13 protein-coding genes and 1 pseudogene are annotated in these 11,501 nt (G+C 66.5%); 10 read left to right on the plus strand and 4 right to left on the minus strand.

Going from position 1 to position 11,501, the window contains the following annotated elements; all coding sequences use genetic code 11:
- Window positions 1-1,017, minus strand: a pseudogene (locus AX702_RS18030) (hypothetical protein); the annotation flags it as partial.
- A complete protein-coding gene (locus AX702_RS18035; RefSeq protein ID WP_197420677.1) occupies window positions 929-1,678 on the minus strand; it encodes an ImuA family protein in 750 nt (249 codons plus the stop codon). The gene AX702_RS18035 and the pseudogene AX702_RS18030, both read right to left, overlap by 89 nt.
- A 548-nt stretch (window positions 1,679-2,226) precedes the next feature.
- Here AX702_RS18035 and AX702_RS18040 point away from each other — a divergent pair.
- The 4 genes from AX702_RS18040 (at window position 2,227) to AX702_RS18055 (ending at window position 6,628) form a co-directional block, all read left to right on the plus strand.
- The gene (locus tag AX702_RS18040; protein WP_066781829.1) at window positions 2,227-3,510 is read left to right on the plus strand and encodes a 3-methyl-2-oxobutanoate dehydrogenase (2-methylpropanoyl-transferring) subunit alpha; all 1,284 of its coding nucleotides are present in this window, start codon (window positions 2,227-2,229) and stop codon (window positions 3,508-3,510) included.
- A gap of 256 nt (window positions 3,511-3,766) precedes the next feature.
- Entirely contained in the window at window positions 3,767-4,771 is a 1,005-nt protein-coding gene (locus AX702_RS18045; RefSeq protein WP_066781835.1) for an alpha-ketoacid dehydrogenase subunit beta, read from the plus strand.
- Window positions 4,772-4,884: 113 nt separating this feature from the next.
- Window positions 4,885-6,216 carry a dihydrolipoamide acetyltransferase family protein gene (locus AX702_RS18050; RefSeq protein WP_066781830.1) on the plus strand — a complete coding sequence of 444 codons (1,332 nt, stop codon included), beginning with the start codon at window positions 4,885-4,887 and terminating at the stop codon, window positions 6,214-6,216.
- Between the two features lie 13 nt (window positions 6,217-6,229).
- Window positions 6,230-6,628 carry a polyketide cyclase gene (locus tag AX702_RS18055; RefSeq protein ID WP_066781831.1) on the plus strand — a complete coding sequence of 133 codons (399 nt, stop codon included), beginning with the start codon at window positions 6,230-6,232 and terminating at the stop codon, window positions 6,626-6,628.
- Window positions 6,629-6,674: 46 nt separating this feature from the next.
- Here AX702_RS18055 and AX702_RS22220 read toward each other — a convergent pair whose 3' ends face one another.
- Window positions 6,675-6,818 carry a lmo0937 family membrane protein gene (locus AX702_RS22220; RefSeq protein ID WP_143058562.1) on the minus strand — a complete coding sequence of 48 codons (144 nt, stop codon included), beginning with the start codon at window positions 6,816-6,818 and terminating at the stop codon, window positions 6,675-6,677.
- A 91-nt stretch (window positions 6,819-6,909) separates the two neighbouring features.
- On the opposite strand from AX702_RS22220, the gene AX702_RS18060 reads away from it, so the two are divergent.
- The 4 genes from AX702_RS18060 (at window position 6,910) to AX702_RS18075 (ending at window position 9,954) form a co-directional block, all read left to right on the plus strand.
- On the plus strand, window positions 6,910-7,404 hold the full coding sequence (locus AX702_RS18060) for an AAC(3)-I family aminoglycoside N-acetyltransferase (RefSeq protein WP_066781836.1): 495 nt from the start codon (window positions 6,910-6,912) through the stop codon (window positions 7,402-7,404).
- 146 nt (window positions 7,405-7,550) lie between these two features.
- Window positions 7,551-8,102, plus strand: a complete 552-nt coding sequence (rimP, locus tag AX702_RS18065) for a ribosome maturation protein RimP (RefSeq protein ID WP_066781832.1) — start codon at window positions 7,551-7,553, stop codon at window positions 8,100-8,102.
- Window positions 8,102-9,715 (plus strand): transcription termination factor NusA, encoded by a 1,614-nt coding sequence (gene nusA / locus AX702_RS18070; protein ID WP_066781833.1) that lies wholly within the window; start codon window positions 8,102-8,104, stop codon window positions 9,713-9,715. The genes rimP and nusA overlap by 1 nt, the downstream gene beginning before the upstream one ends.
- Entirely contained in the window at window positions 9,715-9,954 is a 240-nt protein-coding gene (locus AX702_RS18075; protein WP_066781834.1) for a tautomerase family protein, read from the plus strand. Before nusA ends, AX702_RS18075 begins: the two co-directional genes overlap by 1 nt.
- 4 nt (window positions 9,955-9,958) lie before the next feature.
- Here AX702_RS18075 and AX702_RS23890 read toward each other — a convergent pair whose 3' ends face one another.
- The gene (locus tag AX702_RS23890; protein ID WP_331710428.1) at window positions 9,959-10,630 is read right to left on the minus strand and encodes a GIY-YIG nuclease family protein; all 672 of its coding nucleotides are present in this window, start codon (window positions 10,628-10,630) and stop codon (window positions 9,959-9,961) included.
- Between AX702_RS23890 and AX702_RS18085 the strand changes: the two genes are divergently transcribed.
- Together AX702_RS18085 and AX702_RS18090 are read left to right on the plus strand one after the other, a co-directional pair.
- Window positions 10,524-11,285: a DUF448 domain-containing protein gene (locus tag AX702_RS18085; protein ID WP_197420678.1), complete on the plus strand. Its 762-nt coding sequence runs from the start codon at window positions 10,524-10,526 to the stop codon at window positions 11,283-11,285. The genes AX702_RS23890 and AX702_RS18085 overlap by 107 nt on opposite strands.
- Window positions 11,286-11,317: 32 nt before the next feature.
- Window positions 11,318-11,501, plus strand: a 184-nt coding sequence (locus AX702_RS18090) for a translation initiation factor IF-2 associated domain-containing protein (protein WP_156455587.1), incomplete at its 3' end; no start/stop codon positions are given.

Below are 11,501 nucleotides of genomic sequence, written 5' to 3' on the forward strand. Positions count from 1 at the left end.
GAGCCGTTCGAGATCGGCGCGGTCGCCCACGGGATCGGCGTCGCGCACGTCGAGATCGGGCACGGCGGCGCGCGCCTGCGTCAGCGCGGTGCCGGGGCTGAGGCCGAGCGCCTGTGCTTCAGGTGAGACAGCGGCGATCTCGATGCGGCTGGAAATCTTGTGAACGGTGACGAGGGGCGAAATTTCTCGAACATCGCGCTTATGAATGTTTGTTGTGTGAGAATTTGAAGGGCGGCTGAGGGCCCTTTCCTGCGTTCGCACTGAGCCTGTCGAAGTGCGGGCCCGGGGCGCAGCGTTTGGGGCACGTCCTTCGACTGGCTCAGGGCGAACGGATTGGGGTTCGCACACCCGCGCGACCATGCCGCCCAGCGTGCGGCCGGTGTCGAAAAAGGCGGCGACGCCGGGCACCTGCGCACCGGCGTCGTTGGAGCCGCAGCGGGCGTATTTGTCGGGATGCGGGCCTTCGCCGGGGTAGCGGACCGACGGCATCGCATTCCAGCGCGCCAGCGCAGCGGCGGCGCGGTCGTCGGCATTGGGATCGAGGCCGTCGAAGCCGCGCCAGCGCTTGCTGGGCACGTCCTCAGGATCGGGGCGGACGGGCAGCGTCGTGCGCACCGGACGCGTGCCCTCGTCAGGCGGCATGGCCTTGAAGGGATTGTCGGCGGCTTCGCTGCGGCGACCCATCTCGCGCATTGGCGGACGCTGGTGTTCGGGCATCGCCTCGATCCGGCGCGCGACATCCTCGCGCGTCGATTGCGACCATGGTTTTTCGGCTTGGGGTTCCGGCGCAGCCGCGTCCGACCGCGCCCAGCGCGCGCCGGGGCGCCAGCCGGTGTTCTTGGGCGCGTCGCACTGCAGCACCTGCTCCTCCGCCACGGCGGCGGCGAGCGGGGCGATGTCGAGGGGGGACCCCGAGTCGGAGCCGGTATCAGGCCGCGGCGGTGCGCGGCGCCGCTCGGCCCGGCGCACGCGATCGATCGCCCAGTGCGGCAGGTAGAGAAAGGCGACCCGTGTCATCGCAGGCCTCCATCAAGGTGGTGAAAGGATCGCCGCCGCGCTGACGTTCGAGCGCGACGGTCCAGCGCGCCCGGCCCATGCCGTGGCGCGAGGGAGCGGAAGGGGCGGAGGTGATCCGCCAGCGGGTGAGCGCGGCGGACGGTGTGCCGAGCGGGTCGGCATCCTCGCGCGGGTGGCGGCGCAGGAGGAGGGCAATGGTGCGCCCGCCCTCCGCGGCGAGCTGGAGACGGCGGGTGGCACCCATGGTGGCACGCTTCACCTCGCCGATCACCGCGCCGAGGCCGCGGTGGCGCAGCCCCTCCTCCATCAGCGCGAGCAGCTCGGCATCGTCGCGCGCCTCGGCATAGAGGACGCGCTCGGGCGAGAGGCCGGCCTGATAGAGACCGGGCGCAAACAGGTCGCGCCGGCGGACAACCCAGAGTATCGGGCCCCAGGCGCGCGCAGCGATTCCGGCGATGAACAGGGTGGCGGCGGCATCGTCGCCCAGGTTCGCGGTGCCGGCGGCGATTTCGTGCAGCGCATCGAGCCGGAGGCCGCCATCGGCGATCCGCTGGTCGAACGATGGGATGCCGAACGGCAGTGTCTCACGCCGGCGATAACCGTCGCCCTCGATGGCGCGGAGCGTTTCGCGTAGCTCGGCAATGATGGCTGGGGATGACACGGGCACGACTCGATTAAGCTATGTGTTCCTATTTTGTTCCTATTCTCAGCGGAGTCAATCGTGGGACTCGTGAAGGGCAGGACACCCAGTTAGTCATGCCGGGCTTGTCCCGGCATCCACCGAGCCGCGCACCTTTTAGCGATCCAATTTGCGGCACCCTGGACCCCGGCACAAAGCCGGGATGACGGATGCGGCGCGGCGTGCGCTACCGTTTCCCCGCTACGTATCCCGGCCGCCGTGCCGGGATCCAGGGTGCCGCGAACTCATCGGCTTCAGCGTGCGCGGAACCTTGGATCCCGGCGCAAGGCCGGGATGACGAGGCGTGCTTGTGATGACCGGCCTATGCTGACGTTCGGCTTGCGGATGGCTGGACCCGGCACAGGGCTGGGGTGACGAAGCTGGTGAGGTGACTGCGGAACTCTGCAATCGCAGCCGCTCTCCCGTAACATAGTTGCGTGCAAATTACGTTGCGCCGCCTTGAAATTTTATAACAACGAAGCGATGATGGCGCCAGCGCGTTTAAGACGCGTCATCATACCGGAGAGACCATGGCGGACGCCGCCCGCAGCAACCTGAAACCGCTCGCGCTGCATGTGCCCGAGCCCAAGTTCCGCCCCGGCGACACGGTGGATTTCGCCGATGTCGACATCCCGGCGGCCGGCGCGGCGCCGCGGCCCGATACCGCCGCCGATGCGCGCGGATTCACCGATCTCGCCTATACGATGGTGCGCGTGCTCGGCGACGACAATCGCGCGGTGGGGCCGTGGGATCCCAAGCTCTCGCCCGACACGCTGCGCCGCATGCTGCGCCACATGGCGATGGTGCGCGCGTTCGACGAGCGCATGTTCCGCGCGCAGCGGCAGGGCAAGACGAGCTTCTACATGAAGTCGCTGGGCGAGGAGGCGGTGGCGGTGCCGCAGGCCTATGCGTTGGATGCCGACGACATGTGCTTCCCCTCGTATCGCCAGCAGGGGCTGCTGATCGCGCGCGGCTGCCCGCTGGTCGACATGATGAACCAGATCTATTCCAACTCGGGCGACAAGCTGCAGGGCAAGCAGCTGCCGATCATGTATTCGGAGAAGCGCTTCGGCTTCTTCTCGATCTCGGGCAATCTGACGACGCAATATCCGCAGGCGGTGGGCTGGGCGATGGCCTCCGCGTCGAAGGGCGACACGCGGATCGCGGCGACCTGGTGCGGCGAGGGCTCGACCGCGGAGGGGGATTTCCACTCCGCGCTGACCTTCGCCACCGTCTATCGCGCGCCGGTGATCTTCAACGTCGTCAACAACCAATGGGCGATTTCGAGCTTCTCGGGCTTCGCCGGGGCGGAGGCCACGACCTTTGCCGCGCGCGCGATCGGCTATGGGATCGCGGGCCTCAGGGTCGACGGGAATGACGCGCTGGCCGTCTATGCGGCGACTTTATGGGCGGCCGAGCGGGCGCGGACCAACCAGGGGCCGACGCTGATCGAGCATTTCACCTATCGCGCCGAGGGACACTCCACATCGGACGATCCGTCGCAATATCGCTCGGCCGGGGAGCCGACGGCATGGCCGCTGGGCGATCCGATCCGGCGGCTGAAGGATCATCTGATCACCATCGGCGAGTGGGATGAGGAGCGGCAGGCGGCGATGGATCGCGAGGTCGCCGACGAGGTGAAGGCGGCGCAGAAGGAGGCCGAGAAGAACGGCATCCTCGGGCATGGGCTGCACCAGCCGCTCGATACTTTGTTCGATGGGGTGTTCGAGGAGATGCCGTGGCATTTGCGCGAGCAGCGCCAGCAGATGATCGACGAAGAGACCGAGAGCGGGCGACCGTGGGATCGGAAGTGAGCCTCGCTTCGCCCTCTCCCCTGGAAAGGGGAGAGGGTTGCGCAGACTTGGCAGCTCGCTGCCTAGTCGTAGCTGGGAGAGGGGTCGGGCGAGCCGCAGGCTCGCGCGCCGCGTGGCGGCGCCCACCCCTCTCCCAACCTCCGCTAGGCGGCTGCGCCGCCAAGCTCCGGTATCCCTCTCCCCTCCTTCGGAGTGGCGAGGGCAGGAAAGTCATATGACCGACGTGATTGAAGAACAGCAGGCCACTACCGCCCGCATGAACATGATCCAGGCGATCAACTCCGCCATGGACGTGATGATGGATCGCGACCCGGGCGTCGTCGTGATGGGCGAGGATGTCGGCTATTTTGGCGGCGTGTTCCGCGCCACTGCGGGGCTGCAGGCGAAATATGGCAAGACGCGCGTGTTCGATACGCCGATTACCGAGATCGGAATCATCGGCGTGTCGATCGGCATGGGCGCATACGGCCTGCGCCCCGTCCCCGAGATCCAGTTCGCCGATTACATCTATCCGGCGCTCGACCAGCTGGTCAGCGAAGCGGCGCGATTGCGCTATCGCTCGGATGGGGAGTTCACCGCGCCGATTACCGTGCGATCGCCGTTTGGCGGTGGCATCTTCGGCGGGCAGACGCATTCGCAGTCGCCCGAGGGCATCTTCACCCACGTTTCCGGGCTGAAGACGGTGATCCCGTCGACGCCCTATGATGCCAAGGGGCTGCTGATCGCGTCCATCGAGGACAACGATCCCGTGATCTTCTTCGAGCCAAAGCGCATCTACAACGGGCCGTTCAACGGCCATTGGGATCGCCCGGCGGCCAACTGGTCCAAGCATCCCGCCGGCGAGGTGCCGACCGGTTACTACAAGATCCCGCTCGGCAAGGCGGCGGTGGTGCGCGCGGGCGAGGCGGTGACGATGCTCGCTTATGGCACGATGGTGCACGTCTGCGCCCAGGTCGTGGAGGATACCGGCGTCGATGCCGAGATTATCGACCTGCGCACGCTCGTGCCGCTCGATATCGAGACGATCGAGGACAGCGTGAAGAAGACCGGGCGCTGCCTGATCGTCCATGAGGCGACGCGCACCGGCGGGTTCGGCGCGGAGCTGTCGGCATTGGTGCAGGAGCGGTGCTTCTATCACCTGGAAGCGCCGGTCGAGCGCGTGACCGGCTTCGACACGCCGTATCCGCACAGCCTGGAATGGGCGTATTTCCCCGGCCCCGTGCGCATCGGCATGGCGCTGAAGAAGATCCTGAAGGACTGATGATTCCCTAGGGGCAAACGCCCACCCACCCCGTTCGTCCCGAGCGAAGTCGAGGGACGGGGTTCGCGAGACCGGTGTCTCGACTTCGCTCGACACGAACGGAAACAAGAACAATGGCGCGTTTTACCTTCAAGCTGCCGGATATCGGCGAAGGCATTGCCGAGGCGGAAATCGTCGGCTGGCACGTCAAGGTCGGCGACCGGGTCGAGGAAGACCAGAATATCGCCGACATGATGACCGACAAGGCGACCGTCGAAATGGAATCCCCGGTGTCCGGGACGGTGGTGGAGCTGGCCGGAGAGGTTGGCGACCAGGTGGCGATCGGCGCGATGCTGGTGGTGATCGAGACCGAGGGTGAGGTGTCGGCTGAGGCTGACCCCGCGCAGAAGCTCGGCGGCGAGGATGAGGCCGAGGCGTTCGAGGCGGAGAACCCGGGGGTCGAGGAGGTGGTGGAAACTCCCTCTCCCCTCGGGAGAGAGGGCAGGGGAGAGGGGCAGTCAGAGGCGGCAGGCGTTGGCGCTTCGATTACGCCCGACACTGCCCCTCTCCCCGACCCTCTCCCCGCAAGCGGGGAGAGGGAGAAGGCAGTGCTCGCTTCCCCCGCCGTCCGTGCGCGGGCGAAGGATCTGGGCGTCGATCTCACCCAGGTGAAGATCGCCGAGGGCGACCGCATCCGCCACGCGGATCTCGACGCTTATCTGCGCTACGCGGGCGGGCAGGGCTATCACGCCCCCCACGCCAGCCGCGCCCGCGAGGACGAGCAGGTTCGTGTCATCGGCATGCGCCGCCGCATCGCCGAGAACATGGCCGCGTCGAAGCGCCACATTCCGCATTTCACCTATGTCGACGAGATCGACGTTACCGCGCTGGAGGACATGCGCGCGGACCTGAACGACAATCGCGGGCAGCGGCCGAAGCTCACCATGCTGCCGTTCCTGATCGTCGCGATCTGCCGCACCTTGCCGCAATTTCCGATGCTCAACGCTCGCTATGACGACGAGGCGGGCGTGGTGACGCGATCGGGCCGCGTGCATCTCGGCATGGCGGCGCAGACCGATGCCGGGCTGACCGTGCCGGTGATCCGCGACGCGCAGGACAAGAATGTGTGGCAGCTGGCGAGCGAGATCGGGCGGCTGGCGGAGGCCGCGCGTACGCAGAAGTTGAAGCCGGAGGAGCTCGGGGGCGGCACGATCACCGTCACGTCGCTCGGCCCGCTTGGCGGCATCGCAACGACCCCGGTGATCAACCGGCCGGAGGTAGCAATCATCGGCCCGAACAAGATCGTCGAGCGGCCGGTGTTCCGGGGCGACGACATCGTTCGCGCGAAGCTGATGAACCTGTCGATCAGCTGCGACCATCGCGTCGTCGATGGCTGGGATGCGGCGAGCTATGTCCAGGCGGTGAAGAAGCTGCTCGAGACGCCCGTGCTGTTGTTCGCCGACTGATGCTGGTGTCGTGATGCTTCCGGCCATCGTCCTGTCCGTCACGATCGATCGGCCGTGGCGCGAAGTTTATGAGGCGTTCTGGCGGCCGGCCGATTTCCAGCGCTGGGCATCCGGATTGAGCGAGTTCGCGCTTCGTCAGGATGGCGATTCGTGGGTCGGTGAAGGAGCCGAGGGCGGGATCCGGGTCTATTTCACGCCGCACAATGCGTTTGGCGTAATGGACCATCGCGTCATTCCTGACGGGATGGCGGAGGTGCATGTCCCCTTGCGCGTCATCGCCAATGGCGCGGGCGCGGAGGTGCAGCTGACGCTTTTCCGCCAGCCGGACATGGATGACGAGGCGTTCGCACGCGACCGGCGCTGGATCCGGAGCGATCTGGCCAGGCTGAAGGCGCTGGCCGAGCGGGGCTGATTTTTTCGGTGATCACCCCGGTGCCGGGCCGGGGTGATCGACCGCGCTACACCCGGCGGCCGGTGAAGAGCTGCACCAGCCCGACGATCAGCGCGATCACCAGCAGTATGTGGATGAGGCCGCCTGCGATGTTCAGGCTGAACCCCAGCAGCCACAGGATCAACAGGATGATCGCGATCGTCCACAACATGCCACTTCCTTCCCTTTACCTGCAAAATGAACGATAGCGTCCCCCTCCCGTTCCGACTGGCAGCAACAATTTGCAACATTCGAGCGAACCGGTGATCGTGCGCCGGCTGGGCCCGGCGGACCTCGAGGCGATGCGGCGGCTCAACCTGCTGTTCCATGCCGCATTCGACCACGCGGCCGACTATGTCGCGGCGCCGCCGGACGATCGCTATCTCGCCGCGCAGCTTGCCAGGCCGCATGTCTTCGCATTGGTGGCGGAGCAGGGCGCGATGATCGTCGGCGGGCTGGTCGCCTATCTCCTCGACAAGCTCGAGCAGGCACGGGCGGAAGCCTATATCTATGACCTGGCAGTAGCCGAATCGCATCGGCGGCGCGGCGTCGCCACGGCGCTGATCGATGCGCTGCGGCCGCTGGTGCGGGACGCGGGCGGGTATGTGATCTTCGTCCAGGCCGATTACGGCGATGATCCGGCCGTCGCGCTTTATACCAAGCTCGGCACGCGCGAGGACGTGATGCATTTCGACATTGCGGTGGAGGATGAGGCGCGGACCACGTCGGGCGTGGCGACAGGATCGGGCCGCGACTGAATATCGTTGCCCCGCCGTATGCTAAGGGATTGCTCCGGTGGCGGTCTCGTTCTATATCGGCTGTGCTTTCTCTTACATCGCCAGATGCAAGGGGTCGCGGGGCAGGGCTCCGCGGCGGCAAAAACCTGTGTGTATGTGGAGCCCCGATGGCGGAAATCACCGCGCTGACCCAGTTGATCGAAACCGAAGCCAAGGCGCTCGGCTTCGACCTCGTGCGTGTCGCGCTGTTCGGCAAGGGCGATGACCGCACGCTGCAGGTGATGGCGGAGCGGCCCGATACGCGGCAGCTGACGATCGACGATTGTGCCGATCTGTCACGCCGCATCTCCGACGTGCTCGACGTGCTGGAGGCGGAGGGTCGCGATCCGATCGACGGCGCGTACCGTCTGGAAGTGTCGAGCCCCGGCATCGATCGCCCGCTGACCCGCCTGTCCGACTATACCGACTGGACTGGGCATGAGGCGAAGCTGACGCTGGACGCGCCGCTTGACGGCCAGAAGCAGTTCCGCGGCGAGATCGTCGGTGTGGAAGGCGAGGCAATCGCCATCCGCAACCGTACCGGCACAATCGCCAACGTGCCCTTCGCGCGCATCACCGATGCGAAGCTGGTGCTGACCGACAAACTGATCGCTGCAACCGTCCCGCTTTCCATCGAGGGCGCGGAAGAAGAAGAAATCGAAGCAGAGGAAACCGAGTAATGGCTACCGGCGTCACCGCGAACCGTGCGGAACTGATCGCGATCGCCAACAGCGTCGCCAGCGAGAAGATGATCGACAAGGCCATCGTCATCGAGGCGATGGAAGATGCGATCCAGCGTGCGGCGCGCACCCGCTACGGCCAGGAAATGGATATCCGCGCGAAGCTGGATCCGAACAACGGCGATCTTCGCCTGTGGCGCGTGGTGGAAGTGGTCGAGCAGGTCGACGACATCTACAAGCAGGTTGACGTGAAGGGCGCACAGAAGCTGCAGGCGGGCGCCGGCGTCGGCGACTTCCTGGTCGATCCGCTGCCGCCGATCGAATTCGGTCGCATCCAGGCGCAGGCTGCCAAGCAGACCATCTTCCAGAAGGTCCGCGATGCCGAGCGTGAGCGCCAGTATGAGGAATTCAAGGACCGCGCCGGCGAGATCATCACCGGCGTCGTGAAGCGCGTCGAATTCGGCCATATCGTCGTCGATCTCGGCCGCGCCGAGGGCGTGATCCGCCGCGACGCGCAGATCCCGCGCGAAGTGGTGCGCGTGAACGACCGCATCCGCTCGCTGATCCTCAAGGTCGTGCGCGAGAACCGCGGCCCGCAGATCTTCCTCAGCCGCGCGCACCCGGACTTCATGAAGAAGCTGTTCGCGCAGGAAGTGCCGGAGATCTACGACGGTATCATCGAGATCAAGGCCGCCGCCCGCGATCCGGGCAGCCGCGCCAAGATCGGCGTGATCAGCCACGACAGCTCGATCGATCCGGTCGGCGCCTGCGTCGGCATGAAGGGCAGCCGCGTCCAGGCCGTCGTGCAGGAGATGCAGGGCGAGAAGATCGACATCATTCCCTGGTCGCCCGACACCGCCACCTTTGTCGTCAACGCGCTCCAGCCGGCGAACGTCAGCCGCGTGCTGATCGACGAGGAAGAGGATCGGATCGAGGTGGTCGTTCCTGACGACCAGCTGAGCCTCGCCATCGGTCGTCGCGGCCAGAACGTCCGCCTCGCCTCGCAGCTGACGGCGAAGGCGATCGACATCATGACCGAGACCGACTCCAGCGAGAAGCGCCAGCAGGAGTTCGTTCAGCGGTCCGAGATGTTCCAGAACGAGCTGGACGTGGACGAGACGCTGGCGCAGCTGCTGGTGGCCGAGGGCTTCACCGAGCTGGAAGAGGTCGCCTATGTCGAGCTGGACGAGCTGGCGGCGATCGAGGGCTTCGACGACGATCTGGCGCAGGAGCTGCAGAGCCGCGCTGCCGAGGCGATCGACCGCCGCGAGCAGGCCAATCGCGACGAGCGCCGTTCGCTGGGCGTCGAGGATGCGGTGGCGGAGCTGCCGCACCTGACGGAAGCGATGCTGGTGACGCTCGGCAAGGCGGGCCTGAAGACGCTGGACGATATCGCCGATCTCGCCACCGACGAGCTGATCGAGAAGAAGCGCGCCGAGCCGCGCCGCCGCAACGAGGACGCACCGCGTCGTCCGGAGCACAAGGGCGGCGTGCTGGGCGAATATGGTCTCACCGAAGAGCAGGGCAACGAGATCATCATGGCTGCCCGCGCGCATTGGTTCGAGGATGAAGACGGCGGCGAAGGCCAGACGGCGGAGGGCGCCGAGGCCTGATGCCGTTCGTATCGATCAGGATCGCAGGCTCCGCATCGAAGGAGCAGAAGGCGGGGATCGTGGCTGACGTCACGTCCTCGCTGGTCACGCGGCTGGGCAAGAACCCGGCGGCGGTGCAGGTCGTGATCGAGGAGGTTTCGACGGAGAATTACGGTGCCGGTGGCGTGCTGATCGTTGATCGGGACGCACCAAAGGCATCGCCGAGCGAGGGAGACGCGCATGCGGGTTCCTCGCAATGATCGGCTAGCGTCGCTTCGGCAGCTTGGGGTTTGCTCGTCCGGCCGGAAGGCTGGCGGCGGGGGGCGCGTGCGCCGTTGCCTTGGGCGGGTGTCCGGTGCAGCGATGTCCTGCTGCCGTCATGCCGGCCTTGTGCCGGCATCCAGGCATCCCCGCGTTCGGCGGTCGGTAAGTATCCGGACGGCTGGATGCCGGCACAAGGTTGGCATGACGTGCGGTGCGCTGAAGCGGCGGCAGGCCCAAGATGGGCGCGAGATCTTCCCAGAATGGATTGTCCCGTTCGATCAGGTTGAGCTTGTAGTCGCGTGGCCACTTCTTGATCCGCTTCTCGGTCGTGATTGCGGCTTCCATCGTGTCGGCCGTGTCGTACCAGACGAGTTGGAGTACGCGGTGACGGTTGGTGAAGCCGGCAAAGGTGCCGTCGCGATGCTGTATCAAGCGACCAATCAGATTCGACGTCACGCCGATGTACAGTGTGCCGTAGCGACCGCTCGCCAGGATGTAGACGCATGGTTGCCGCTCTCTCATATCGCTGAGACTGCCGAGAGCTGGATGCCGGGACAAGCCCGGCATGACGGAGGTGTTTGTGGCTGATCCCATCCGCACCTGCATCCTTTCCCGCGAGGAGGCGCCGCGTGACGGCCTTGTCCGTCTGGTCCTGTCGCCGGACGGCCGCATCCTCCCCGATGTGCGCGCCAAGGCTCCGGGGCGGGGCGCCTGGATCGGCGTTGATGCGGCGGAGCTCGCCAAGGCGCAGGCGAAGGGCAAGCTGCGCGGCGCGCTGGCGCGGGCGTTCAAGACCGGGGAGTTCACCGTGCCGGACGATCTGCCGGCGCTGATCGCATCGGCGCTGGAGCGCAATGCGCTTGACCGGCTGGGGCTGGAGGCGCGGGCGGGCACGGTGCTGACCGGTTCGGACAGGATCGAGGAGGCGGCCCGATCGGGGCGTCTCAAGGCGCTGTACCATGCGGCCGATGCGGCCGAGGACGGGCGGCGCAAGCTCGCTCAGGCCTGGCGCGTCGGCTCCGATCGGGAAGGTAGTGATCTGGGGGGCTTGGTTCTGCCGATACCACGCCCCATATTGTCGATGGCGCTGGGCCGCGAAAACGTGGTACATATCGGCGTCACCGACCGCATGGCGGCCGGCAGGTTGGGCGAAGCGCTCGATCGCTGGCGCCGTTTTATCGGCCCCGACCCTGAAGGAGCCCATCAAAGCCAGTCTTTGATGAGCGACCTGATTGCCGCACCTTGCGCAACGGCCGCGCAAGGCGCATCGGCGCCCGATCTTTCCGGGCACGAACCGGCCGTGACGACACACGAGGAATTTGAGTGAGCGAGACCGACAACGATAAGCCGAAACTTGGCATGCGCGCACCATTGGGTGTTCGGCGCACGGTCGAGACCGGCAAGGTGAAGCAGAGCTTCAGCCACGGCCGCTCCAATACGGTGATCGTGGAGACGAAGAAGGCGCGCACGTTCCGCAAGCCGGGCGAGGCGCCCGAGCCGGTCGCCGCGCCGACCGAGGCGCCGGCCCCGGAGGCGGCTGCGC

It is taken from the genome of Sphingomonas sp. CCH5-D11, assembly GCF_001557395.1.
GTDB lineage: Bacteria > Pseudomonadota > Alphaproteobacteria > Sphingomonadales > Sphingomonadaceae > Sphingomonas.